18 protein-coding genes, 2 tRNA genes and 1 rRNA gene (2 of these 21 only partly in view) are annotated in these 25000 nt (G+C 41.9%); 12 read left to right on the top strand and 9 right to left on the bottom strand.

What is annotated here, in order from left to right; all coding sequences use genetic code 11:
• Window positions 1–1270 (bottom strand): 16S ribosomal RNA (locus tag FD723_RS14175); it reaches 219 nt to the left of the window's first position.
• A gap of 376 nt (window positions 1271–1646) precedes the next feature.
• Here FD723_RS14175 and nadC point away from each other — a divergent pair.
• Both nadC and FD723_RS14165 read left to right on the top strand, forming a co-directional pair.
• The gene (nadC, locus tag FD723_RS14170) at window positions 1647–2450 is read left to right on the top strand and encodes a carboxylating nicotinate-nucleotide diphosphorylase (protein WP_372743818.1); all 804 of its coding nucleotides are present in this window, start codon (window positions 1647–1649) and stop codon (window positions 2448–2450) included.
• 231 nt (window positions 2451–2681) lie between these two features.
• On the top strand, window positions 2682–3356 hold the full coding sequence (locus tag FD723_RS14165) for a Uma2 family endonuclease (RefSeq protein WP_179065899.1): 675 nt from the start codon (window positions 2682–2684) through the stop codon (window positions 3354–3356).
• Between the two features lie 39 nt (window positions 3357–3395).
• Here the strand turns inward: FD723_RS14165 and FD723_RS14160 are convergent, their stop codons facing one another.
• Together FD723_RS14160 and FD723_RS14155 are read right to left on the bottom strand one after the other, a co-directional pair.
• Window positions 3396–3899, bottom strand: coding sequence for a GNAT family N-acetyltransferase (locus tag FD723_RS14160; protein WP_179065898.1), 504 nt, complete (start codon window positions 3897–3899; stop codon window positions 3396–3398).
• A gap of 139 nt (window positions 3900–4038) precedes the next feature.
• Entirely contained in the window at window positions 4039–5709 is a 1671-nt protein-coding gene (locus FD723_RS14155) for an ABC transporter ATP-binding protein (protein ID WP_179065897.1), read from the bottom strand.
• A gap of 656 nt (window positions 5710–6365) precedes the next feature.
• Here FD723_RS14155 and FD723_RS14150 point away from each other — a divergent pair.
• On the top strand, window positions 6366–6614 hold the full coding sequence (locus FD723_RS14150; protein WP_179065896.1) for a hypothetical protein: 249 nt from the start codon (window positions 6366–6368) through the stop codon (window positions 6612–6614).
• A 14-nt stretch (window positions 6615–6628) separates the two neighbouring features.
• Here the strand turns inward: FD723_RS14150 and FD723_RS14145 are convergent, their stop codons facing one another.
• The gene (locus FD723_RS14145) at window positions 6629–7411 is read right to left on the bottom strand and encodes an RNA methyltransferase (protein WP_179065895.1); all 783 of its coding nucleotides are present in this window, start codon (window positions 7409–7411) and stop codon (window positions 6629–6631) included.
• Between the two features lie 75 nt (window positions 7412–7486).
• Window positions 7487–7568, bottom strand: a tRNA-Leu gene (locus tag FD723_RS14140).
• A 388-nt stretch (window positions 7569–7956) separates the two neighbouring features.
• On the opposite strand from FD723_RS14140, the gene murA reads away from it, so the two are divergent.
• The gene (gene murA / locus FD723_RS14135) at window positions 7957–9324 is read left to right on the top strand and encodes a UDP-N-acetylglucosamine 1-carboxyvinyltransferase (RefSeq protein WP_179069151.1); all 1368 of its coding nucleotides are present in this window, start codon (window positions 7957–7959) and stop codon (window positions 9322–9324) included.
• Between the two features lie 756 nt (window positions 9325–10080).
• Here murA and FD723_RS14130 read toward each other — a convergent pair.
• A complete protein-coding gene (locus FD723_RS14130) occupies window positions 10081–11685 on the bottom strand; it encodes an iron uptake porin (RefSeq protein ID WP_179065894.1) in 1605 nt (534 codons plus the stop codon).
• A 404-nt stretch (window positions 11686–12089) separates the two neighbouring features.
• On the opposite strand from FD723_RS14130, the gene FD723_RS14125 reads away from it, so the two are divergent.
• The 4 genes from FD723_RS14125 to FD723_RS14110 all read left to right on the top strand — a co-directional run bounded on the left by FD723_RS14125 (window position 12090) and on the right by FD723_RS14110 (window position 14873).
• Window positions 12090–13031, top strand: coding sequence for a metal ABC transporter substrate-binding protein (locus FD723_RS14125; protein WP_179069150.1), 942 nt, complete (start codon window positions 12090–12092; stop codon window positions 13029–13031).
• A 42-nt stretch (window positions 13032–13073) separates the two neighbouring features.
• Complete coding sequence (locus FD723_RS14120) at window positions 13074–13844, top strand: metal ABC transporter ATP-binding protein (protein ID WP_179065893.1); 771 nt, start codon at window positions 13074–13076, stop codon at window positions 13842–13844.
• 11 nt (window positions 13845–13855) lie between these two features.
• Window positions 13856–14725, top strand: a complete 870-nt coding sequence (locus FD723_RS14115; RefSeq protein WP_179069149.1) for a metal ABC transporter permease — start codon at window positions 13856–13858, stop codon at window positions 14723–14725.
• 75 nt (window positions 14726–14800) lie between these two features.
• A tRNA-Phe gene (locus tag FD723_RS14110) sits at window positions 14801–14873 on the top strand.
• A gap of 363 nt (window positions 14874–15236) precedes the next feature.
• Here the strand turns inward: FD723_RS14110 and FD723_RS14105 are convergent.
• Window positions 15237–17522: a hypothetical protein gene (locus FD723_RS14105; RefSeq protein WP_179065892.1), complete on the bottom strand. Its 2286-nt coding sequence runs from the start codon at window positions 17520–17522 to the stop codon at window positions 15237–15239.
• A gap of 559 nt (window positions 17523–18081) precedes the next feature.
• Here FD723_RS14105 and FD723_RS14100 point away from each other — a divergent pair.
• Together FD723_RS14100 and FD723_RS14095 are read left to right on the top strand one after the other, a co-directional pair.
• Window positions 18082–19254, top strand: coding sequence for a glycosyltransferase family 4 protein (locus tag FD723_RS14100; RefSeq protein ID WP_179065891.1), 1173 nt, complete (start codon window positions 18082–18084; stop codon window positions 19252–19254).
• A gap of 105 nt (window positions 19255–19359) precedes the next feature.
• Window positions 19360–20499 (top strand): glycosyltransferase family 4 protein, encoded by a 1140-nt coding sequence (locus FD723_RS14095; RefSeq protein WP_179065890.1) that lies wholly within the window; start codon window positions 19360–19362, stop codon window positions 20497–20499.
• Window positions 20500–20665: 166 nt separating this feature from the next.
• Here the strand turns inward: FD723_RS14095 and FD723_RS14090 are convergent, their stop codons facing one another.
• The gene (locus FD723_RS14090) at window positions 20666–20836 is read right to left on the bottom strand and encodes a hypothetical protein (protein WP_179065889.1); all 171 of its coding nucleotides are present in this window, start codon (window positions 20834–20836) and stop codon (window positions 20666–20668) included.
• A 139-nt stretch (window positions 20837–20975) separates the two neighbouring features.
• Here FD723_RS14090 and FD723_RS14085 point away from each other — a divergent pair, with 139 nt between their 5' ends.
• Together FD723_RS14085 and FD723_RS14080 are read left to right on the top strand one after the other, a co-directional pair.
• Window positions 20976–21128 carry a hypothetical protein gene (locus FD723_RS14085; protein WP_179065888.1) on the top strand — a complete coding sequence of 51 codons (153 nt, stop codon included), beginning with the start codon at window positions 20976–20978 and terminating at the stop codon, window positions 21126–21128.
• 30 nt (window positions 21129–21158) lie between these two features.
• On the top strand, window positions 21159–23684 hold the full coding sequence (locus FD723_RS14080; protein WP_179065887.1) for an ABC transporter substrate-binding protein: 2526 nt from the start codon (window positions 21159–21161) through the stop codon (window positions 23682–23684).
• A gap of 25 nt (window positions 23685–23709) precedes the next feature.
• Here FD723_RS14080 and FD723_RS14075 read toward each other — a convergent pair whose 3' ends face one another.
• A protein-coding gene (locus tag FD723_RS14075; protein WP_179065886.1) for a YARHG domain-containing protein crosses the window boundary here: on the bottom strand, window positions 23710–25000 show its 3' portion. 221 nt of this gene lie beyond the right edge of the window; only the last 1291 of its 1512 coding nucleotides appear in the window; its start codon lies off the right edge, out of view — the gene reads right to left on this strand; its stop codon occupies window positions 23710–23712.

Here is a 25000-nt window from a genome sequence, read left to right as displayed (position 1 = left end):
GGCGAGTTGCAGCCTGCGATCTGAACTGGCTCCGGTTTCCGGGATTTGCTTGCATTCGCATGCTTGCTGCCCTCTGTCCGGAGCATTGTAGTACGTGTGTAGCCCAAGGCGTAAGGGGCATGCTGACTTGACGTCATCCCCACCTTCCTCCGGTTTGTCACCGGCAGTCTCTCTAGAGTGCCCAACTTAATGCTGGCAACTAAAAACGAGGGTTGCGCTCGTTGCGGGACTTAACCCAACATCTCACGACACGAGCTGACGACAGCCATGCACCACCTGTGTTCGCGCTCCCGAAGGCACTCCCAGCTTTCACCAGGATTCGCGACATGTCAAGCCTTGGTAAGGTTCTTCGCGTTGCATCGAATTAAACCACATACTCCACCGCTTGTGCGGGCCCCCGTCAATTCCTTTGAGTTTCACCGTTGCCGGCGTACTCCCCAGGCGGGATACTTAACGCGTTAGCTACGGCACGGCTCGGGTCGATACAAGCCACGCCTAGTATCCATCGTTTACGGCTAGGACTACTGGGGTATCTAATCCCATTCGCTCCCCTAGCTTTCGTCCCTCAGTGTCAGTTACGGCCTAGCAGAGCGCCTTCGCCACCGGTGTTCTTCCTGATCTCTACGCATTTCACCGCTACACCAGGAATTCCCTCTGCCCCGAACGTACTCTAGCTATGTAGTTTCCACTGCTCTTATGAGGTTGAGCCTCACTCTTTAACAGCAGACTTACATTGCCACCTGCGGACGCTTTACGCCCAATCATTCCGGATAACGCTTGCATCCTCCGTATTACCGCGGCTGCTGGCACGGAGTTAGCCGATGCTTATTCCTCAGGTACCGTCATTTTTTTCTTCCCTGAGAAAAGAGGTTTACGACCCAAGAGCCTTCCTCCCTCACGCGGTATTGCTCCGTCAGGCTTTCGCCCATTGCGGAAAATTCCCCACTGCTGCCTCCCGTAGGAGTCTGGGCGTGTCTCAGTCCCAGTGTGGCTGATCGTCCTCTCAGACCAGCTACTGATCGTCGCCTTGGGAGTCCATTACACTTCCAACTAGCTAATCAGACGCGAGCTCATCATCAGGCAGTTAACCTTTCACCCAAGGGCACATCCGGTATTAGCCACCGTTTCCAGTGGTTGTCCCAGACCTGATGGTAGATTCTCACGCGTTACTCACCCGTCCGCCACTAAATCCCGAAAGATTCCGTTCGACTTGCATGTGTTAAGCATACCGCCAGCGTTCATCCTGAGCCAGGATCAAACTCTCCGTTTTGTATTGGAAAGCTCTATAGCTCAATAGCTGCTCTTTTTTAACTTCAGCTTAGTTATCTTTATTTGCTTGACGCAATCCACTTGCTGTATAATCGCTTTCAAACTATAATATTTTCAAGGTTCGGTGTCCCTCACAGCGTCGCTTTCGTTCGCTTCGCTTCAGGCACTTATTCAATATAGCGAACCCACTTCATTGTGTCAACTACTTTTTCCAAAATCTTTTGGAACTGTTTCTTGGTCACTATCAAAGCCTTAGAGAGTAAGAGTTTTAGGCTATATCATTGCTGGATGTCAGTAAGGAAGCAATTAAAGTTGTGAGGAATTCTGGTATTTTGCCGCCCTGGTTGGTTTTAGATCCACTGTTGCGTGGCTGGTTGATGGAGGATATTGGCAGGGGCGATCGCACTACAAATACCCTACTAATAGAAAATGTGACGCTAGGCTCTGCGAAATGGATAGCGAAGGCTTCAGGGATTATTGCTGGCTTACCAGTTGCAGCTAGGGTGTTTCAGATTTTGAATGAAAAAGTCAGTTTCGTAGCGGTTGCATCTGAAGGTACATGGTGTGAGCCGGGACAGGTGGTAGCTGAAATTCATGGTTCGCTGGATGCGCTGTTGATGGGTGAACGAGTGGCGCTCAACTTGGCTATGCGTTTGAGTGGGATTTCTACCCTCACTCATATATATGTAGAGAAAATTGCCGATTTACCTGCTCAGTTGGTGGATACGCGTAAAACTACACCAGGGCTGAGATTGTTGGAAAAGTACGCGACTGCTTTGGGTGGGGCGATTAATCATCGTATGGGATTGGATGATGCGGTGATGATTAAGGATAATCACATTGCGGCTGCTGGGGGAATTGGAAAAGCTATTACCCGTATTCGTTCTCAGATTCCTTATCCCTTGACAATTGAGGTTGAGACAGAAAGTTTAGAGCAGGTGAAAGAAGCTTTGCAGCACAAGGCTGAAATTATTATGTTGGACAATATGCCTTTGGATATGATGCGTCAGGCGGTGCAGTTGATTCGCCAGCAGGATAGCCGGGTGAAAATTGAAGCTTCGGGGAATGTGACTTTGGAGACGATTCGCGGTGTGGCGGAAACGGGTGTTGACTATATTTCTAGCAGTGCGCCGATTACTCAGTCGAGGTGGTTGGATTTGAGTATGAGGATTGTAATTTAAATGTCATGAGGTGAATCACCTTATTGCAAAGTCGGTATTCGTTGACGGTAGCTATTGTTGAATTACCTCCCCATCAATATTGTAAATCAAACTGGGTTAATTTATATACTTGCTAAGTAAAAGTACTTAATCTATCGCACCAGCTTTGCTCAAGCTAGGATGTGAAATAAGAAGAGCGAGAAAAAAACGATCGCTAATCCATCCTCTAAGAATTACCTGAGAATGTTTGCAATGGTTACACAGTTACCATCTTCTAACCAAAAAGGCATTATTTACCCTGACAGCGATGGACAACCAATAGCAGACAACACTAAGCAGTTTGAATTAATTGTCTGGATTAAAAATAATTTAGAACTGCTGTTTGGCAATGACCAAAATGTGTTCGTCGCTGGAGATTTATTGTGGTATCCGGTGGAAGATGATAATAAGCTCCGCCAAGCTCTTGATGTGATGGTAGTTTTTGGTAGACCAAAAGGATACCAAGGTTCTTATCAACAGTGGCTTGAAGACAATATTCCCCCGCAGGTGGTATTTGAAATTTGGTCGCCTGGAAACCGGATCTCTAAAATGGCGAAAAAATTAGAGTTTTATGAGCGCTACGGTGTGGAAGAATATTATCTGTATGAACCTGATGTGGTTGATTTGACAGGCTGGCAGCGACGCAACTCAAGATTAGAAGTGATTGACCAAATGGTTGGTTGGGTGAGTCCTAGATTGGGGGTGCGTTTCGATTTGACTGAGGAAGAACTGCAAATTTATCGTCCTGATGGCGATCGCTTTTTGACTTTTTTGGAACTAGACCAACAACGACAGCAAGAAAGACAACGAGCAGAACAAGCTGAGGACCAGTTAGAAGCTCTCCGTGCTTTACTACAAGAACGAGGAATTAATCCAGACCAATTGTGACCGAATTTAATTTACAAGTCTCAGAAAATAGCGATCGCTTTAAACAAAAGGTTTACTAATTCGCAGTCCCAGGATCACTAAGTCCCGTTCAACACTGTCAAGTTCGGCAATGTTAGGTAAATGTCCCCAGCGTTCAAAACCAAACGTTTCAAAGAGTTTTAAACTGGGCTGATTGTGGGCAAAAATAAAGCATACTAGGCTCTTTATACCTAAACTAGGACTTTCGTTAATTGCTTGTGCTAAGAGTTGCCGTCCCAAGCCACACCGATGAAAGTTAGGGGCTATGTAAATACTAATTTCGGCAGTCCTCCTATAGGCGGGTCGCCCATAAAAGGATTGGAAACTAAGCCATCCAGCGATTATTCCGTCTACTTCAATTACCCAAAGTGGGCGTTGCGAAGGCGATCGCCCTTTAAACCAAGCAAGACGACTTTCCACGGATACTGGTTCTAAGTCAGCCGTTGCCATGCGGCTGGGAACTGCGGCATTGTAAATTGCCACAATTGCAGGTAAGTCAGTTTCAGCCGCATGGCGAATAGTCATTGCTACCGTCTCGAAAAAATTTTCTGAAAATATTCAAAAATAATACAGTGTTAACAGTAGCAATTTTACGGCTTCTATCGTATTTGTCATAAGAGTTAGAAGTTAAGAGTTAGGAATTTTAAACTCATAACTCCTGATTTTATGCACGTGCTAGCAAGGGAGCAGCAGCTAGTAAGGTTTTGGTATAAGGATGCTGAGGATTGGCGAAAATCTGTTTTGTCAGACCGAGTTCGACAATTTTACCGCCATTCATCACGGCAATACGATCACACAAAAATCGAGCTAACCAAAGGTCATGAGTAATGAATAGATAAGTTAACTCAAACTCTTCCTTTAATTGCAACATCAAATCCAGCACTTGCGACTGCACGCTAGCATCTAACATACTCACAGGTTCATCGCAGATTAAGAGTTTCGGATGAGTAATCAAAGCACGAGCGATCGCAACTCTTTGCTGTTGTCCCCCAGACAAATCTGATGGATATCGCTCATAATACACTTCTGGTGGTGTTAGCCCAACTTTATTTAGCATCCACAAAACTTGTTCTTTTGCCTTGGCAGGGTTGGCTAAATTGTGGATAAATAAAGGATCGGCGATACTTTGTCCCACCGTCATCGCTGGATTGAGACAAGCATGAGGGTCTTGAAAAACCATTTGTATTTGTCGCCGTGAAGAACGGATTTCTTGACGCGACAGTTTAGTTAAATCCTGTCCTAAAAACTCAACTTTGCCACTAGTGGGACGAATTAGTTGCAAAATTGTTCGTGATAGTGTACTTTTTCCACAACCTGATTCCCCGACTAAGCCGAGAATTTCTCCTGAATAAATATCTAGGTTGATTCCATCTACTGCTTTAATTGTCTGCGTTTGTGTGTTAAAAAGTCGTTCGATAAAGTTAGGTTCTATGGTGTAGTGTTGCTTGAGTTCTGTAACGCTCAAAATTGGAGATTGCTGATTAATAATGGGTAATTGCTTTTCCGCGTCATTGGCAATGATCAATTCTCCATCATCATTTACTGCTTGAATGTGTAAAGCTGCTTTTAGGAGCGATCGCGTATATTCATGTTGAGGTTGCCTAAACACGGTTTCTGTAGCACCCATTTCAACCATCTTGCCCTGGTACATCACGCCAATGCGATCGCAATACTCAGCCACCATTGCTAAATCGTGAGATATCAGCAATAATCCCATGTTTTCTTCACCGCACAGGCGAGTTAATTCTTGCAATATCTGCGCGGAGACGGTGACATCTAAACTGGTGGTGGGTTCATCGGCAACAATTAACTTGGGGTTGAGGAGTAAAGCTAAAGCGATCGCTACCCTTTGCCGCATTCCACCGCTAAACTCATGAGGAAACTGATTCCAACGACTAGCGGGAATATTCACCTTCGCCAAGGTAGCAAGTGCTTTTTCTTTCGCTTCCCGCGTTGATAATTCTGGTGAGTGCGCCTGAAGAGTTTCGATACAATGCTTACCAATAGTCATCAGCGGATCGAGGCGTGTCATGGGATCTTGAAAAACTAAGGCGATCGCCTCTCCTCGAAATTTCCGCAACTGGTTAGGCATCAAGTCAAGCACTGACTGTCCTTGAAATATCACCCGTCCCTCAACACGACTAGAGGCTGGTAGTAAACGCATTACTGCCCTTCCAATAGTTGACTTACCACAACCCGACTCTCCCACCAATCCCATTCTTTCACCTGGTTGTAATGTGAAAGAGACATCATCAACCGCCCAGCTTGCTTCTTCTCCACTCCGTTGAGGATAGGCAACTCGCAGATTTTCGATACAAAATAAGGCTTCACTCATAGTTTAGTTATCAGCCCTGAGCTACCAGTTTTTATAATTTCAAATTTAGGATAGTCTATCAAATTAAGTATTAGACCTGTTTTATAAAACAGAATTCAGGAGTCCGAATTCAGAATTCAGAATTCTGTATGATCTGCGGATAGCGCAGCGTAGAGCCTTCTCTACGAGACGCTACGCGAACGGCATGGCGAGTCTGCGATAGCATGTATTTTCGAGTCGCGTCTTGATTCTGACTCCTGTTAGCGCAGCGGGGCCTAGCCCATTCTGACTTCTGAATTCTAAATTTTGAATTCTTCTTCAAAAAACTTACCTAAACCTAGCCAAACTTGATTTAGTGTACCCGTTCGCCTTCAGGAGGCAGGAGTAACCTAAGCTTAAAAGCGTTGGACTTAGTTTGTATCTCTTGATGCTCGTACCATTATCTTCTTTTTAAACCAGGTAATGATCTACAGCTAAAGTAATCAATCATAATTGTTTCCTCCTGCCTCCTCTTATAAATTTCCAGTCTTAGCAATTGCAGACAGTTATCGATATTCTTGATAAGCACTGCTAAAGTTGATACAGCACACAACTATGATGTTATAAGTGCAAAATTTAAATGTGTAGGAACTAGAATCAAAATTAAGTCAGTAAATCAGGATTTTCAAGCTAATATTATGGAGCAAAGTCAGCCAGAACAGCGCCGTGCTGCCGATCAAGTGTTTCAACAATCCCTCGAACAGTTGGAGGATATCTTACAAGAAATTCCAATTGAGGAAGAAGATATCCCCCAACTGCATACTAGTACTTTCACGGAAGTAGAACTCGACGAAGACTTGATAGATATTGATTTAGCGGCTCTTGAGGACGCGGTTGCTGATATTGAACAATATCTCGAAGAAAAAACAAAAACCCAATTGGGGTAAAAAGTTAAAATTTATTACTGACAAATTAGTTGCCTTTGAGCTTCGTACAACATTAAAGCGGCTGCGATCGCCACGTTCAAAGATTCCACCCCAGGACTCAAAGGAATTCTGACTTGCCGATCTGCGATCGCTGCTAAATCTGCTGACAATCCAGCACCTTCATTTCCCAGTAAAATCATAGTGGGTTTTCGCCAGTCTACTTCCCAATAAGTTAAAGTCGCACTGGGTAAGGTTGCTACTACCTGCATTCCTGCCTGCTGGCTTTGTTGGACTGTCGCTTTCAAATCTTCGGTTACGGCTGTTGCTAGGCGAAACCATTGCCCTGCCGAAGCACGCAGAACTTTAGGACTATCTAAATCTACGCTATCTCCACTTACCCACAACCCCGATGCTCCAGCGGCGGCGGCGGTGCGGATCATTGTACCCAGGTTGCCGGGATCTTGTATCGTTTCTAAAGCTAGCACTAAACCAGTAAATGGTACTTGAGTTTGGCGTTCCCTACGTTTTGCCGTTGCTACCACCCCATCTGGTTGGACTGTGGTAGCGATCGCATCCAAGACTTCTCTACTGACAATTTCGGCGCGATCGCATCGGCTACAAGCTTCATCCCACAGCGAAACGTGGGCTGCTTGCCAATCTGGCGTACAACACACGGTTTCTAGTGGGTAATTCACCGCACAAGCCTCTTCTAACAGGTGTGTCCCTTCTAGTAAAAATAAGTGCTGTTTATGCCGCTCCTTGGTGGAGTGCAGTTTGCGAATTTGCTTAACTAGGGAATTTTGTAAACTGGTCAACACAATTTTGGATTTTGGATTTTGGATTTTGGATTTTGGATTAATCTAAAATCGGCAATCTAAAATCCAAAATTAATATGCGGAACCCGGGACTTGAACCCGGAAGCCTTGCGGCACTAGAACCTGAATCTAGCGCGTCTGCCAATTCCGCCAGTTCCGCTGGCACTTGTAGCTTATCGACAATTTCCTATTATTGCGTAATTTTTTACCTCTGTCAAGTAAAAATCAGACTGAAAACGAGTGATTCAGGCGATCGGTTAAATCAAAATATTAACTGAAACAATACAGCATTGATTTTTAGAGAACACTTAAGTTATTTTACTGAGTATTTAATTTTGCTTAAAAGTACTACTTGCTCGTTATTTTTTGTTAAATTTTTTAAAAACTCAAAAGGCTTGCTACTGCTTATTTTCAGCCCGTATTTTTCACTCAAAAAACATTTTTTTATGCAAGATGCTGCTCTAAAACGTGGACATTTTGAATCTTTACTGTAGAATCAAAACCAACTTCAAACATATAAAATACGTATTACTTTTGGAGGTAGGCTTATTAATCCTTCTACCAGCTTACCAGATGCCAAAATTGCTCCAGAAGCAGACTCCTCAGTCTTGCAAATTTGGGGTGGGCATCCTTTGCGAGGTCATGTGAAAATTAGCGGGGCAAAAAATGCAGCACTGGTAATCATGGCTGGAGCCTTGCTGTGTCCGGGCGATTGTCGTATCCGCAATGTCCCCTTGTTAGCGGACGTAGAGCGGATGGGTCAGGTGTTATCGGCTTTGGGTGTGCAATTAACACGACAAGGCGACATTTTAGACATCAACGCCAGCGAGATTAAAACATCAAAAGCTCCCTACGAACTAGTTACCCAGCTGAGGGCGAGTTTTTTCGCCATTGGAGCCATTTTGGCAAGACTAGGAGTAGCACAGATGCCTTTACCAGGCGGTTGTGCTATTGGGGCAAGACCTGTTGACCTGCATGTTCGAGGACTGCAAGCAATGGGAGCGGAAGTACAAATTGAGCATGGCATTTGTAATGCCTACGTCCCTGGCAGCAGCCGGAGATTAAAAGGTGCGAAGATTTACTTAGACATCGCTAGTGTTGGAGCGACGGAAAACTTGATGATGGCGGCTACCCTGGCAGAGGGTGAAACAATCATCGAAAATGCTGCCAGAGAACCGGAAGTAGTCGATTTGGCTAACTTCTGTAATGCGATGGGAGCGAAGATTAAAGGGGCGGGGACTAGCAGAATTATTGTCGAAGGAGTCCCCAAATTGCATTCTGTTGACTACAGTATTATTCCCGATCGCATTGAGGCTGGAACATTTTTGTTGGCAGCAGCAATTACCCGCTCAGAACTTATCCTCTCGCCAGTGGCTCCAGAACACCTTATACCAGTCATTGCCAAGCTGCGGGATATTGGAGTGACAATAATTGAGGATAAGCCTGAACACTTACGTATTCTGCCTGCGGAAACCCTCAAGGCAACGGATATTGAAACTCAATACCATCCAGGTTTTCCCACAGATATGCAAGCGCCGTTCATGGCTTTACTGACATTGGCAGAAGGCGATAGCGTGATTAACGAATCCGTCTTTGAAAATCGCTTGCGTCATGCCTCAGAGTTAAATCGCTTGGGGGCCGATATTCGTGTCAAAGGCAATGCTGCTTTCGTTCGGGGAGTACCAAAATTGTCTGGCGCACCAGTATTAGGCACAGATTTACGAGCATCGGCAGCACTAGTCATCGCCGGACTGGCAGCAGAAGGACAAACCACAATTCAAGGATTACAGCACCTCGATCGCGGCTATGATCGACTTGATGTGAAGTTACAGCAATTGGGGGCTAAAATCCTTCGTGTGGGCGAAACATCAGCAGACGCAGAAGTTGCTCCTACCATCAGTAGCCTGTCAAGTTGAAATTGATCGGTTGAAACTGACGCTGGGATAAGGGAGACAAGGGAGATAAGGTAAAATTTTCCCTCCCTACTTCCCTTCATTTACCCATCTATACCTTACGATTTCCTAAATTCTCCTGATAGATAGAGGCTTTTAAGCTTTGTTAATATCTTTTTTTGATGAATATTCAGGAAAAATCTGTGTTGGCTGTTACAATATTGTTAAGAAAAGTTGCCCGTTGCATTTTGGGAACGCGCAATTGGGTTTTAACTCTCTTGAGAAGACAACGCAAAAAAACATTTTATAGACCAGCTGTGGGAGGCTGGTCTTTTTGTATTAAAAGTAGTTTAGGATTCGTATCTGATTTTTGAAAAAACTCAGTACACGTCTATTCCCTGTTCCCTCCCTATACAAGCTACGGTGTACACACAAGTCCTAAAAACCTTATTTGATAAGACTTTCCTCGTTCCCAGTCTCCGACTGGGAATGCATTCATTGAGTCTCTGACTCAATATCTGACTTGAGGCAGAGCCTCTAAATCAGGCATTCCCATGCAGAGCTTGTGTTTGAGAGCAACGAGAAAACAATGGAAAATCAAGCTTTTTTGACTTATGTATACACGGTAGCCCTATACAAGTAAGTTCAGTAATCAAATCGGATTCCTATATTGTTCTGAGATATTAAGGTCAGCAAAAATACTGAGCTTTCTTTTTGATATCACACACAAAATAAAAGACGCAAAGTATAAATTTGCGTCTTCTTTTAAGATTTTAAAAATTAGAAAGTGAATGTGGTTCTCACCGTACCAATCACGATATCGTCGTTTTGATTGTTATGATCTGGTGCTGTCAGCCAGATAACTCCTGGGGTGATGCTGATATTGTCACTCAGCTTATATTGATAGAAACCTTCAATGTGATATGAAGTGTCTGGATCTTTGTTGATGCCTGCATTGCTGAGAGAACTGCTTACATTGGTAACTTTAGGTTCCATACCCACAATAATGCCTGCAATGTTACCTGTTTTACCAAGATCCGGGAAAGCTAGGGTAACGGCATAGTTCCAGATGTCAGCATCGCCAGGAGTAACTGTAAGAATGCGAGCTTTGGTAAAGCCAGCCCAACCGCCAATCACAAATTTTGGGCTAGGTTGAAAGGATGCTTCTATACCGTAGGAATTACTAGAAGCATTTTGCAATATGTTATTAGCATTATTACTACCACCACTACCATTGGCAAAAAAAGTATTGTTGTAGGCGTTAAGGTAGGTTAAACCAAGAGTAATTTGGTTGGTAGGCTTAACTGTTAACTGCGCCATAGCACCATAAGCACCATTGAACAGTCCAGAGCCTAGCTGAGGGTTAGCAGCATCATTCGCTAAATACCCCAAGCTTAGTTCCAGCTTATCGCTAAACTCGTGTTTGATCCCGATGCCAGTACCATTGGCTAGATAATAAATTGGGTTGCGAGTCCCAAAATGGGAAAGGGCACCGCTACCACCATCTCCATCTAGATATGGGTTGACTGTGTTAGTGAAATCATCAACTGCACCTGCATTTGCTTCCAAGGTGACGTTTGTTTTCTTACCAAGAGGAAACTGATACAACAACGCATCTATTACAACTCCATTGCTGTTGTTACCACCAGCAAATCGGAAGTCACCTTCTGGTGTAAAGGTAGCAGTCTGAGAGAAGGCGTCTAAGTTTGTTGCCTGAAGTCTTGTTCTGAGTAAATCTTGACCTGTGAAACTGGTGTCGAGGTTCAGACGCACTCGGTCTGCAAGGACGGTATTTTGGTTGACTTTTTGACCATTAACTGTGTTTCCACTTACGACACTGGCGATCGCAATTACCACTTCTCCATTCAGTTTGGTTGTGGTTGAAAACTGATGTGCCTCCAATTCGGCAGTACGTGTTTCTACTGCATCCACCCGACCCCGGAGTGTCGCTAGTTCTGCTGAAAAGTTTTCTTGCAGCTTTTGTAATTTGGCTAAATCTTCTTTTGTTACCAAATCAGCTGTGCCAGTGGCTATTAGTTCGTTAACTCGATCCAGACAAGCATTCAAACCAGCAGCAAACTCATATCGCGTTAATGCCCGATTACCACGATAAGTACTATTTGGGTAGCCGGCAATACAACCATAGCGCTCTACCAACGATTGTAAGGCTTGGAATGCCCAGTCTGTAGTTTGCACATCAGATAACTGAGACACTGAGGTGACTTGCGCCATTGTCTGATCTTTGGTGCTTGGACTAGCTGAAACTTGTGATTGATTGATTTCAGAGGTGCTGGATGTTTCACCTGCAAATACAGCCGTATTTACAAATAGCATTACACCGCAGACTGCTGGACTAAATAGCAGATATTTACAGAATTTTTGCATTTTTCTCCTCGCACTGATCTCTAACTCACACCCAAACCACGTTTTTTCAAACGTGTATTTCATGAGAATATTTCTCAGTAATCTTATCAGAAGTTAGCAACCTTTTTGAGAAAGAAGTCAAGAAATCCTAATTATTTAGGGAAAACTAAATTGCAAGGGGCTATACCCCATGAAAAATTTTGTTGTTACTCATTACACAGGAAATCTAGAATGATATTATTGATTTTGGATGAGAATGAGAATTATTCTAGTATAGAATTTAAAATAGTTCTCATTGTCAATGGAAACTGTGACATAGGTAGAGCAAGCATCGGTTTTGAGGAGAAAACACCGTGATTGTAAATTGCAGAGGACTTATAACTGGCAGGCAAAGAAGCGGCATCTTGCCCATCGTTGCTGTGCTAATGTTGTCAATGGCTACTGGCTGTAGTCAATCGAACTCGAATCAGGGAAAAACTTCCGAACAGTCCCCAAAAGTGCAAGAAGTTGGTTCTACCCCACCGATGCAGTCGGGAAAAACTAAAGTAGTGACGACATTTTTGCCGATATATTTATTTACTAAGGCGGTAGCTGGAAATGTCGCAGATGTAGAAATTTTAGTACCACCGGGTACGGAGGTACATGAATATCAAGCGACACCAGAAAATGTTAAAGCGATCGCTACTGCTAATGTGTTAGTAAAAAATGGTTTAGGTTTGGAGGAATTTCTGGAAGGTACTGTAAAAAATGCCCAAAATCCCAAATTAACTGAAATTGATGCAAGTATTGGTATTAAACCCTTAAATGAAATTTCACCTGTTGTAAAAACAGCGCCAGATGAAAAAGACCACGAACACCTCCAAGGTAATCCTCATGTTTGGTTAGATCCAGTTTTGGCAAAACAGCAGGTAACAAATATTCGGGATGGATTAATTGCTGCCGACCCCGCAAACAAAGCTACTTACGAAGCAAATGCTACGGCTTATATTAAAGAATTAGAAAGTTTAAATAGCGAATTTCAGCAGACTTTGCAAAAAAATCCCAGTTGCACCTTTATTACTTTTCATGATGCGTTTCCATATTTAGCTAAACGCTATAATCTCAAGCAAGTTGCGGTGGTAGAAATTCCCGAAGATCAACTGTCACCAGCAGATGTGCAAAATGCAATCAATGCTGTGAAAAAGTACAAAGTTAAAGCTTTATTTAGCGAACCAGGAGTAGATAATAAACTTCTGGTCAGTCTCTCCAAAGACTTGAAATTAACTTTGCGTACTCTGGATTCTCTGGAAACTGGCGAAACCGATCCGCAGCATTATTTTAAAGCGATGAAAGCTAATTTACAAATTTTAGAAACCTCCTGTAAATAAGTTGTAATTTGTCCTTTGCAAATCACTAATAACTAATAACTAATGACTAACAATATTTTAAAAGTAGAAGGTTTAACTGTTTACCAAGGCAGCTATCTAGCGGTTCGAGATGTTTCCTTTGAATTGTTGCCAGGAACAGATACAGCCATCGTTGGCCCCAATGGTGCTGGTAAAAGTACTTTGGTAAAAGCGGTTTTAGATTTGATACCTCGAAGTGCTGGGACAATTGAAATATTGGGTCGCCCAATTGCCAGGCTGGGGCATTTACGCCACACATTAGGCTACATGCCACAAAACTTTATTTTTGACCGCAGCTTTCCCATTTCTGTTAGGGAATTAGTAGGACTGGGATGGGCTAAGGAAGGGAAAAGAAAGAATTCATTTTTCTCCAGACTATGGAAACAAGACCGAGAAAAATCGGTAGCAGTAACAGAAGCTTTACGGCGGACTGATGCTTATCATTTACAGCATCAAGCTATTGGTACTCTTAGCGGCGGTCAACTCAAGCGGGTTTTATTGGCTTATTGTTTGGTAATGCCTCGGAAGCTGTTGGTACTAGATGAAGCCTTTGCTGGTGTTGATGTGCAAGGTGCAGCAGATTTTTATGCTTTGCTAAATGAATTAAAACGGGAAGAAGGTTGGACAGTATTGCAAGTTTCTCACGATATTGATATGGTAAATCGCCATTGCGATCGCGTGCTTTGTCTGAACCAAAGCATTGTTTGTACTGGTAAGCCAGAAATTGCCCTTTCACCGCAAAACCTGTTAGCAACCTACGGCCCAGGTTTCAGCCGCTACCAGCACCAACATTAATGCCCATAAGTATGAATTTCTTCAATGATTGTCAGATAGCTTGGCTTGCGATCGCCAATATTAATGACTTGGTAAGCTTATTAACATTCCCCTATATGCAGCGTGCGATCGTCGGTGCTGCCTTGATGGGGATACTTGGCGGGATGTTGGGTAGTTTTGTCACCTTGCGCCAGTTATCCTTTTTCAGCCACGCAGTAGGTCATGCAGCACTCGTAGGTGTGGCATTAGGCGTGCTACTACAGATAAATCCTACTTGGATGCTATTACCTTTTACCTTGGTTTTTGGTGTTATTGTTCTTTACTTTATTGACAAAACCGATTTAGCTAGCGATAGCGTACTTAGCATAGTGCTATCTGGGGCATTAGCGATTGGTTTAATTCTCACGAGCCTAATTAAAGGCTATCGTGGCAACTTGATGGCTGTGCTGTTCGGGGATATTCTAGCGATCGACACCACAGATTTGATTTTGACGTTGGTAGTACTTGTGGGAGGTAGTATATTTTTACTATCAACCATGCGGCAGCAAATTTTATTGACCCTTAATCCAGATGTAGCACAAGTTCAAGGTGTTCCCGTCCAATTGTATCGCTACGGCTTTGTGGTCTTGCTTTCACTCGCCGTTGCTGTCGCGATTAAAGCTGTTGGTGTTTTATTGGTGAACGCCTTTTTAGTTATTCCCGCCTCCACCGCTAAACTGATGAGTCACCACTTTAGCCACTTTCTAGCTATGTCGGTGATAGTTGGTTCCATTAGCAGTATTGCTGGCATTATGGTGTCCGGTCTTTTCAACCTGGCTTCTGGCCCAAGTATTGTTCTTGTCCAGTTTCTACTATTTGTAGCCGTTTTCATCTGGTTCAAGTTGAAGTTGAAAGCTGCATAAATCTTTTTTCTCCAAGGGCTTGCTATATTCTTAAATGTTTGCTACATTTATTAATCGTGGCTCACAAAAGCCCCAGCCGGGATAGCTCAGTTGGTAGAGCAGAGGACTGAAAATCCTCGTGTCACCGGTTCAAGTCCGGTTCCTGGCATACTTCACAGCAGAAAACGCTTCTGACACAGTGACTCACTGATTCAAGTCCGGTTACTGGCATTTAAATAAATGAAAAGCCAAGCAATTTTGGCTAAAACTTATGGAAGTTTATCGAAACAGAATTAGTTCTGAATTCTGTACGACTGGCGGATGAATAACTGAATTTAAGACCACCAAATTATAGATTTGGTGGTCTTAATGACGATATCTTATGAGATGCTACACGTCTTTATTCTGTAATTAGGCATTCTTCTTCAATTCTGCTTTAACAAAGCGATCGCCACTTACCAGGCATAATTTGAATAGAACTGCTATCTGTCGGGTGTTTATGGCTGTGTTGTATCGCAATTACTGTAAATACTCAACTCGGTAGCCGATAGATAATCACTTTTCCTTTCCAATTTTCTTCCACAAATACCAAATACTCACCATTGGAACGCCGAAAAGCACGGATACCATAGGGTATATCAATCCAGCCACTCTCGCTGCCAACTTCTGGGCCTGGTTTTAATCGTTGTACTTCCACTCCCGTTGTAGCATTGTAGACGTATACCTCTGCGGTTTTAACTGTCACGGCAAATACACGATCTCCTGCCACACTCATTGCAGCTGTAGATACTTCCCGCTTACCAGTGCTGTCGTAAGGAATCACAATTCGCCACTTGGGAGTACGATTACCTTGACTCCAATTATCAAAACGGACAATCTCAGATCCAGCTACTCCTGTATCGTCACCAAAGGCGGGGTGATCTACTGTAAAACCTGAAAGATACATCGTATCTGTTTGAGGGAAATATTCGATCCGCCGTAAGTCGTTAAATATTTTGGGAGTAGCTTGTTTTTCCATCGAACTATAGCTGTAGATGGGGTTGCCTTTAGAATCTATTCCCTGTAAAGGATAGTGTCGAATGCCATCTTCTGTTCGCAAAGCTTTCCAAACATCTCCTTTGCTGTCTACCCACCAGCCACCAAGATGAGGATAATCTTTGCTGCGATCGTATTCGTTCTTTTCAAATTTGCCATTACCATTGCGATCACGCCAGATCCATTCTCCTTGTTCTGGTTGATGCGGTGGCCAATTTCCGTCAAGAAATGGTTTATCTGCACCATTGCTACCGACAAACATTCCGGCTGGTATGGCAACTTGGCCATCTGTGGCTGGATTAAAACGGTATATTTGCAGAAAGCTGCTATACATATCTGTGAGAAACAAAAACAGTTTCCCTTGGATGCGGCGAACAAAGGTTCCATCTGGTGATGTATGCAGCCGTGGATCTTGAGGATATTTGAAAGCATTTAAGGTGTAGGCTTTGTAAGTCCACTGCTTACCAGCAGGCTTACTGTAGTCCATCAAATAGTGTTCTTGTTTGGTGAATAAATCTATACCATCAGTTTTAGGATCGGCATCTGCATTATCGACGAATATTAATCCCAGCGATCGCCATATCAACTTACCCGATGGCGAAAATTTCCGCAAATCTGTTCCTGATTTGTTGAAACCATTACTATTTATATAGATATTCCCTGAAGCATCTGTACCAACTCCGGTAAGTCCGTAAAGTTTCAAATCTTGAACTTCGCCAGAAACTCCTGCATAGATACCGCCTTTAGAACCGAAACTACCCACCTGCACAGGCTGATCTTTGATGTCATAAGTCAACATTTGCTGACGTGGTCCATTTTCTGCTACTAAAAGCTTACCTTGATGATTAATAGCGATCGCTGTTGGTTCAACAATATCTGCAATTTGTTGAGGTAATTGCTTTCCACTCTGGGAATAATGTAAAATTTTGGCAGGATTATTACCATTTTTACTTTGGATAATCCACAGATTTTTTTGTGGATCAACAGTTATTGCTCCCGGATTAGCAATAGTAAAGCTGCGGAGTTCCTTCATCGTATCAGGATCATAGACACGAATCCGATTAGCAGCAAAATCACTCACATACAACTCACTTTCCACAGTTGCTAATCCAGTGACTTCGCTTTTAGTACTGGTAATCAACATACTTTTATCCCAGCCACGTCCATTCGGAAACGGTGCAGGTTTTCCTGACAAGTCATAGCGTCTAACGCAATGCCAAGTTGTTCCTTCCGGTGGGTAATCTTCATTTGTTTTACCCCTCGAACCTTGAGTCATAGCAATGTAAATATATTTACTATTTGCTGTTACAGCTTTGCCACCGCCACGACTCCAACCGTGAGTATCACCAATGGCACCAATAACCTTACCATCCTTATATATTCCTGCCTCCATTCCTGCCTCATCCCAATGACTGTTAGTATAAACTGTGCCATCAGGAGCAACATACATTGCCTCAATATTGTTTTGTATCCGCAGATTTCCACTGCCAATAGTATTACCTATCCACGATGTTTTGTATGCAGGTGTGGGTGTCGTAGTATTGTTTTGTACCACCAAATTTTTATTGTCAGTAATATTATTTATCCATGATGTTTTGTATGTAAGCGTGGGTGTTTTAGTCGTGGCCCAGTCTGTTGTTATTCCCAGGGTGGTAACAATGACTCCAACAGCAAGACTGAGTAAAAAATTGAAAGTTTTACTTCTTTGTAAATATCTAGTCTGAGATAATTTCTGGATATGCTGACTGAGCTTTCTTAAATGGAACAATAATTTATTTTTCATATAGTTTTAAGCTTTTAATTATTTATATACAATCATTTTTTATAAAATCCGCACGGAATATAACTATTTTTAACTGGATAAAATTCAAGTTATGTAAAAACAGAAAATCTGATAATGCATGAATAAAAAATAAACACATTTCAAAAACAATATTTATATAAACTTCATAAAAACAACATGATTATTTAATTTATCCAAAAATCTTTTTTCATGTATCAATAGCTACTTATTTTTAAATAAATCCAGTCAAAAATAATACAAAATTCTGAGAAAATTATTAATCTATAGTGGTTTGTCCTTTTCACTGTCTAGCATTCACATTTCTTGATTGGTTAGTATCATATTTATCATATTCAGTGTTATCTGGTTAATAAAAACACAATTTTTTTTCCTTGTTGACGTTGGTATATAAATAGTTTATAAATTGGTGTTCTACAAAAAACTTTTATTCTTAGTATGTATTTGTAAATTTTAGTAGTTCAGATTGAGATAAAACAAGCTGTAGGGTAACTAATGAATTACCTCTACTGTTTTAATATATTTTATAGGAGATATCTCGATGATAGGTAATAAAGAAAAAAGTTTTAATTCCGCATCTGCATCTATTACGACCCTTGGATTAGGATGGTTTCCCAAAAGTCCTGGAGGACTAGAAAGATATATTTATGAACTAACTCATAAATTAGCAGCAAATCAAGACCAAATTGAATTATGTGGAGTTGGTCTACCAGAAGATGAACTAAATTCCCAAATTAAGCTAACTAACTTGGCGAGTCCTGATAGTGCTATTTGGCAAAGATTATGGGCAATTCGCACTAATTTTCAGAAAACAAGAACTAGCAAACCAGATGCGATTAATTTGCACTTTGCATTATACAGCTTTCCTCTTTTAGATATTTTACCAAAGGGAGTACCAGTTACTTTTAACTTTCATGGCCCTTGGGCTTCTGAAAGTCAGCAAGAGGTAGTTAATAAAAATCTTAGTCTTTTAATCAAGCACTGGTTAATAGAACAAAACACTTATAATCGCTGCGATCGCTTCATTGTTTTGAGCAAAGCATTTGGTAAAATATTACATGATAAATATCAAGTGCCGTGGAGCAAAATTAATGTTATTCCTGGTGGAGTTGATATTAATTGGTTTCAACCAAATTTATTACCTCAAGAGGCTTGTGCAAAATTAGGTTGGCCTACTAACCGCAGAATTATATTTACATCACGTCGCTTAGTACATCGAACCGGAGTTGACAAATTATTGCAAGCACTAGCGATAATTAAGCCCAGAATACCAGATGTTTGGCTTGCGATCGCAGGTCGTGGTCACGTCCAAGCTGCACTACAACAACAGGCTACAGAATTAGGACTAGACGACAACGTTAAATTTTTAGGTTTTCTGCCTGATGAGCAATTACCTATAGCTTACCAAGCTGCTGAATTGACTATAATGCCTAGTCAATCTTTTGAAGGATTTGGATTAGTAATAGTTGAATCTCTAGCCTGTGGTACTCCTGTTTTATGTACTCCAGTTGGGGGAATGCCAGAAATTTTATCAGAATTTTCACCTGATTTAATTACTACTTCAATAGAAGCCTCAGCTATTGCAGAAAAATTAGAACAAGTACTTTTGGGAAATATCCCCACACCATCACGAGAAGCCTGTCGCCAGTATGCTATCAAACACTATGATTGGAATCAAATTGCCCAGCAAGTGCGGAATGTTCTATTAAATTAAAGAAGTAAAGACGGTCAATTTTATAGAAACGTGTTGGTGTTAAAGGGCGAAACTCAGTAACATTTCACGTTTCTACTGAATAGTATTATATTATAAGGAAAATTAATGAAAATTCTTTTTTTAGATCAAAGTGGTAAACCAGGCGGTGCCGAATTATGTTTAATAGATATTGCTAAACCTTATGGCGATCGCGCTTTAGTCGGTTTATTTGCAGATGGCCCATTTAAAGATTTACTACAGCAAAATAATATTCCGGTAGAAGTTCTCGCAACTCAAGCAATCCAAGTTCGCAAAGAAAGCAGTTTGCTACAAGGATTCAAAAGTCTCGGACAACTTGCACCTTTGATTATTAAGGTAGTTAAAAAAGCCCGGAAATACGATTTAATCTATGCCAACACCCAAAAAGCATTAGTTGTAGGAGCATTGGCAAGTTTTTTTAGTCGTCGTCCTCTAGTCTATCATTTACACGATATTCTTTCCAAAGAACATTTTAGTCAAACTAATCTTCGTATTGCTATTAATTTAGCTAACCGTTTTGCATCGCTAGTAATTGCTAATTCTCAAGCTAGTAAAACAGCCTTTGTACAAGCAGGAGGAAAGCAAAATATTATTGAAGTTATCTATAATGGCTTCGATCCAAAAACTTATCAACCTGATGAATCTGATATTAATAAATTACAGCAGCAGTTAGAATTGCAAGGAAAATTTGTTGTTGGACACTTTAGCCGACTTGCACCTTGGAAAGGGCAGCATATTTTAATTGATGCCCTTGCTAAATGTCCGCCAGAAGTGACAGTAATTTTAGTTGGTGATGCACTATTTGGCGAACAAGAGTATGTCCAAAATTTACACCAACAAGTTACCCAACTGGGACTAGAAAACCGCGTCAAATTTTTAGGCTTTTGTTCTGATATTCCCCAGTTAATGTCAGCTTGTAACTTAGTAGCACATACCTCTACTTCTCCAGAACCCTTTGGTAGAGTAATTGTTGAGGCGATGCTATGCGGAAAACCTGTGGTTGCAGCCAAAGCTGGAGGTGTAATGGAATTAGTAGAACATGGAATTAATGGTTTTCTCGTGACACCAGGAGAACCCCAAGAACTAGCACAAGTAATTATTACCTGTCTTCATGAGACGGAAATAACTGCAACTATAGCTAGTAATGCACGGACTACGGCTAGTCTGCGTTTTGACGTTGCAACTATTAATCAGCAAATTGCCCAACTGCTGTCCCACAAATTATAGTAGTTTGTTTCCTTAATTTTGTAGGAATGCTAGATCCCCGACTTTTTGAAGAAGTCGGGGATCTGAACACCACTAACCTCTCAAATTTAAGGAGACAGACTAGTGATCTGTCTCCTTAAATTTGAGGGATTTACTCTATACTAATTATCAAGCAACGTGGACTTGATTAGTCTATGAGCAGACAGGCGATCGCCTCAAAAGAAGTTGGCAGGATAAATTTAGTACGTTCTTTTGTAATCAGAAGCGCGACAAAACAGGCTGTGATACCGAAGTAGCTTGTAAGTTGATTGCCTCTAAGTTTTGCAGATCCTAAAGCGCCAGGCTTTTTTGATATCATATTTTTACTTATTTTTTCTGAGTTTTTGTAAAAATATTGAAGGAGTTTCAGGAAATTTACATAGGGAATATGATGTCAATAGAGAAATCATGGCAATCTAGTTGATAGTCAACTGCCTAAAAATCGAAAAGGGTACAAAATGATTTCGGAATCTAACCTCGAGTTAACGATCGCTCTTGCTAATCCAGACTTAGATGTAGGAAGTGCTGAACTAGTAGCAGTTATAGAAATGCCCGAAGTAGCCAATTCTGCCGCCATTGAACAAGCGCAAAATTTTGTCGCAGATAACTAAGAAATTCCAGCAGTAAGGAAGAATAACAATATGGCGAAAGTAGCACTACTAATAGGAGTCAGCGAGTATGAGTCTGGTCTTACCCCATTGCCTGCGGCGACAAAAGATGTCGAGGCAATGCGGGGAGTTTTGCTGCACCCAGAGATTGGCGGTTTTGATGACGTAACACTACTGATAAATCCTCAACGACATGAAATGGAGGAAGCGATCGCCAGCTTCTTTGACGATCGTCAAAAAGATGACCTCTTGCTACTATTTTTTTCTGGACATGGCATTAAAGATGAGACTGGTAAGCTTTATTTTGCAGCTCGCAACACCCGCAAAACTGATAGGGGAGTACCAGCTAGGGCAACAATAGTACCAGCTAGCTTTGTCCATGAAGTTATGAGCAATAGCCACTCCAAGCGCGAGGTAGTGATTCTCGATTGTTGCTTTAGTGGCGCGTTTGCTGAGGGTATGTTAGCGAGAGATGATGGTTTTGTGGATGTCAAAAACCAATTGGGTGGAGAAGGGCGGGCTGTTCTCACATCTTCAACCTCAACCCAACTTTCCTTTGAACAGCAAGGAACAGATACCTCAACCTACACCAGCTACATAGTTGAGGGTCTGGAAACTGGTGCCGCAGATCGGGATGAAGATGGCTGGATTTCTGTTGACGAATTGCATGAATATGCTGCTAAGAAGGTGCAAGAAAGTACGCCAGCCATGAGACCCGAAATGTATCCAATCAAAGGAGGCCACAAAATTAAACTTGCGAAAGCACCAAGCAATGATCCCATGCTTACATATCGTCGAGAAGTTGAGTATTGGGTAGAGGGTGGTAACGGCGAAATTTCTGTTGCTGGTCGCGCTGCATTGGATGCCTTACAAGAGACGCTGAAACTATCACCTGAGCAGGCTAATGCAATTGAAACTCAGGTTTTAGCACCTATCAAAGACTACAAGAAAAAATTGCAGCGATATGAATTAGCATTCAGCGACGAGATTAAAAAAGAGTTTCCTTTTAGTGATAGAACTCGCGCTAATTTGAAACGGGTTCAGCAAGCGTTAGGACTCAGAGATGAAGATATAGCTTTAATCCAAGCTACTCTAATTGCCAAACACTCACTTACTACACCTCCAGTAGTTGATAATCCTCCACCTCCCCGAAATAGTAATTTTTTAACCTATCTAATAGCCTGTCTTGTCGGAGTCATTGGAGTAGTTATTGGCGGTACTATAGTCTACTTTATTAGAACCGGAAATCAATCTCAAACTGTAGTTCAGCCGATAGTCAAATCCTGTACTAAAGAAACTTATAGCTTGGGAGATAGAATTAGTTTAGGTGAAAAAACTTTATTAAAGCAAGATACAAATCCAGAGAAAGAAGCTGGAGTTAAAGCATTTTTAGAGGGTGATTGCCAGTCTGCTATTAATAGCTTAAATTCATATCGCAAAGCTAATCTTAGTGACCCAGAAGCATTGATTTACTTGAACAATGCTAAGGCACGTCAGAAAGGAGAGCGGCTGAAAATTGGTGTAAGCGTACCCATTGGTACAAATCCAAATGTCTCAAAAGAGATGTTACGCGGTGTAGCTCAAGCTCAAGATGAGGTGAATAACAGTGGTGGTATTAATGGCAAGGCTTTAGAAGTAGCGATCGCTAATGATGATAATAACTCCAGCCAAGCCCAAAACATTGCTAAACAGTTCGTCAACGATCAAACTATTCTAGCTGTAGTAGGACACAACGCGAGCGAAGCTGCTGTACCTGCTGCATTTGAGTATAAAAATGGGAAGCTAGTGATGCTCTCTCCCACCAGTTTTGACCAACGCCTATCTAATCTTAGCAACTATATATTCCGTACTGTTAATACTAACAATTTAGCGAGAAGCCTCTCTGATTATAGAATTAAAACTGCTGCCCAAACCAATATTGTAATTTGTGTTGATCCTGAGTCTCCTGATAATAAGTGGTTTGCAGATGAGTTTACTAAAGTTATAGAACAGGCTAATTACAAAATTAATCCTACCCCTTGCAACCTTTCTGACTCTACTCTTGATCCCAATGCTATGATTTCTCAAGCTATTAGCAGCCAAGCAAACGGTTTGCTCTTGGCTCCTTATATAGACAAAATTAATAAAGGTTTAGAAGTGGCGCGAGCTAGTAAAGGACGATTACAGCTATTTAGCAGTCCCACAATGTATACGCAACAAACCCTAGCGGAAGGAAAAGCAGATGTCAACGGGATGGTACTCGCTGTACCTTGGTATCCTCAAGCAATTCCTGGTAATCCCTTTCCCCAAAATGCTCAAAAACTTTGGGGCGGCCCTGTAAATTGGCGAACAGCGACGACTTATGATGCAACTATAGCGATCGCTAAAGGTTTGCAGCAAAGTAACACCCGTGAAGGATTGCAAAAAGCCCTGCACAGTCCGAGTTTTTCAATTGATGGTGCAACGGGAAATATTCAGTTTTCTCAATCGGGCGATCGCATCAATAATTCCATCTTCTTAGTCAAAGTTCAACAAACACCTGGCACTGATAAATATGAGTTTGTGCCGATTAAACCTTAGTTTTGAAACTTTGTTTAAGAAAAACTTATTTCTTAAAATATCTCAAGCCGTTACGGTCTTGATATTTGTTGATATACTCTACATTCTGTTGCTCTAATTTTGACAGCAATTTAGGTGAAAATTTTTCTGGTGAATATATAGGACGATACCAAGATTGGTTATCAAAGTAATTTTGTAATTCAGGAGTGTTAAAACGGCGACCATGAATTGCAAAAATCGAATTTCGCATAATATCTAGTTCAAAACCGTTCTTACCATTCAAATCTGTATCAGTTACAAGTCTTTGAGAAAGCCACAAATAATTGTTGAGAGTCGTGGTATTAACTGGCGTTATTGATGTAGTTGAGGAAGGTGTAGATTGAATAGGAACAGATGAGGGAATTGATGTAGTTGAGGAAGGTGTAGATTGAATAGGAACAGATGAGGGAGTTGGTGTAAATTTGGGAGTTGCTATTACTGGGGTGGTGATAGTTGAGGGTGTTTCTGTAGGTAATACCGCTTTGTCTGCTATGGGTTGAGAAGATTTTGGTAACACTTGACTAATAATCACAGATGCACCGATTAGCCCACCTGCAACTAAACCGCCGATGAGAATACCATTTGGTTGATTACTTTGTGGGGTAGGCTGCGGCTTGACAGGTAGCGTTTGAGGCGGTGGTGCAGAGACTACAGTCGGTTGAGTCAAGATGGGTTGTGTCGGTGGGATTGGATTTGCTATGCTCTGCAAAGCATCCAGCATGGCTCTGGCTGTGGGGTAGCGATCACGTGGATGATAAGCGATCGCTTTATCAATAACTCCTGCCATAATTGGGCTAACATGACTCGCATACTGTCGCCACACAATTTCACCCGTTTGGGAATCGGTTTCTAGTTGTTGCGCCTGTCTACCAGTCAGCAAATAAATTATCGTCATTCCTAAACTGTATAAATCACTAGAAAAAACTGGTCTACCTGCGGCTTGTTCACTCGGCATATAGCCAGGCGTACCAATTACAATCGAACTAGTAGGATTGCCTTGAGAATTTACTACTGTTCCCATCGATTCCCGTATAGCCCCAAAATCAATCAGCACTGGTTTACCGTCTCGATGGCGCACAATGATATTATCCGGTTTAATATCGCGGTGAACGATATGCTTGGAGTGAACGTAATCCAGGACAGGTAATAAATTTATGAATAATTCCTGGACAGCGCCTTCACTAAATAGCCCCTGTTTCTGGACTTTTCCAGTTAGGGTATCGCCCTCAATCCACTCCTGAACTAAGTAAAATTGTCCGCTTGAGGAAAAGTAGGCATACAATGCCGGAATTTGCTCA

Source organism: Nostoc sp. C052 (genome assembly GCF_013393905.1).
Classification (GTDB): Bacteria; Cyanobacteriota; Cyanobacteriia; order Cyanobacteriales; family Nostocaceae; genus Nostoc.
The sequence above is the reverse complement of the archived record's forward strand: the minus strand, read 5'-3'. Positions and strand labels throughout refer to the sequence as shown.

Excerpts from the sequence above, each read along its gene's own strand:
- FD723_RS14130 (WP_179065894.1), bottom strand. The coding sequence starts at position 11,685 with ATGCAAAAATTCTGTAAATATCTGCTATTTAGTCCAGCAGTCTGCGGT.
- FD723_RS14115 (WP_179069149.1), top strand. The coding sequence starts at position 13,856 with ATGAATTTCTTCAATGATTGTCAGATAGCTTGGCTTGCGATCGCCAAT.
- FD723_RS14150 (WP_179065896.1), top strand. The coding sequence starts at position 6,366 with ATGGAGCAAAGTCAGCCAGAACAGCGCCGTGCTGCCGATCAAGTGTTT.
- FD723_RS14105 (WP_179065892.1), bottom strand. The coding sequence starts at position 17,522 with ATGAAAAATAAATTATTGTTCCATTTAAGAAAGCTCAGTCAGCATATC.
- FD723_RS14125 (WP_179069150.1), top strand. The coding sequence starts at position 12,090 with ATGTTGTCAATGGCTACTGGCTGTAGTCAATCGAACTCGAATCAGGGA.
- FD723_RS14090 (WP_179065889.1), bottom strand. The coding sequence starts at position 20,836 with ATGATATCAAAAAAGCCTGGCGCTTTAGGATCTGCAAAACTTAGAGGC.
- FD723_RS14095 (WP_179065890.1), top strand. The coding sequence starts at position 19,360 with ATGAAAATTCTTTTTTTAGATCAAAGTGGTAAACCAGGCGGTGCCGAA.
- FD723_RS14165 (WP_179065899.1), top strand. The coding sequence starts at position 2,682 with ATGGTTACACAGTTACCATCTTCTAACCAAAAAGGCATTATTTACCCT.
- FD723_RS14160 (WP_179065898.1), bottom strand. The coding sequence starts at position 3,899 with ATGACTATTCGCCATGCGGCTGAAACTGACTTACCTGCAATTGTGGCA.
- FD723_RS14085 (WP_179065888.1), top strand. The coding sequence starts at position 20,976 with ATGATTTCGGAATCTAACCTCGAGTTAACGATCGCTCTTGCTAATCCA.
- nadC (WP_372743818.1), top strand. The coding sequence starts at position 1,647 with ATGGAGGATATTGGCAGGGGCGATCGCACTACAAATACCCTACTAATA.
- FD723_RS14155 (WP_179065897.1), bottom strand. The coding sequence starts at position 5,709 with ATGAGTGAAGCCTTATTTTGTATCGAAAATCTGCGAGTTGCCTATCCT.
- FD723_RS14120 (WP_179065893.1), top strand. The coding sequence starts at position 13,074 with ATGACTAACAATATTTTAAAAGTAGAAGGTTTAACTGTTTACCAAGGC.
- FD723_RS14100 (WP_179065891.1), top strand. The coding sequence starts at position 18,082 with ATGATAGGTAATAAAGAAAAAAGTTTTAATTCCGCATCTGCATCTATT.
- FD723_RS14080 (WP_179065887.1), top strand. The coding sequence starts at position 21,159 with ATGGCGAAAGTAGCACTACTAATAGGAGTCAGCGAGTATGAGTCTGGT.